We start from the raw sequence: 375 nt of genomic DNA, 5'->3' as shown, positions 1-375 counted from the left end.
TTTTTACGATCCCTGAGGAAGGTTGGCAGGTATTGGAGTCGAAGGCTGAGGCGAGTGCTTTCACTAGAATAGGGCGGGTTGAGCCCAAGAGTTTTGGTGTTAAGGTCTTTTCTGGTGAGCAGGAAGTCGAAATAGAGAGAAAGGGGTTTCAGCATTTTGAGTAAGTTACCGCAAGGTTTTTTAAAGAATCCGGCACACTTTGCTGCTTTTGGTTTTGGTAGTGGTTGTGCACCGAAGGCACCCGGGACAGCAGGAACATTAATGGCGATTGTTCCTTATTTATGGCTGCAGCATTTAGCCTTAGAGTGGTACTTGGTGGTTATTGTGCTGAGCTTTGTTGTTGGCTGTTGGCTGTGTGCTAAAGCTTCCAAAGCC

1 protein-coding gene is annotated in these 375 nt (G+C 46.9%); it reads left to right on the top strand.

What is annotated here, in order from left to right; translation table 11 throughout:
• Positions 1 to 156 precede the first annotated feature (156 nt).
• The coding region (locus A3761_RS05405) for a phosphatidylglycerophosphatase A (RefSeq protein ID WP_231881171.1) at positions 157 to 375 on the top strand (219 nt) is incomplete at its 3' end.

The sequence above is a fragment of the Oleiphilus sp. HI0123 genome (assembly GCF_001635315.1).
Note: the sequence above shows the minus strand (reverse complement) of the source record. Positions and strands in the feature narration are given on the sequence as shown.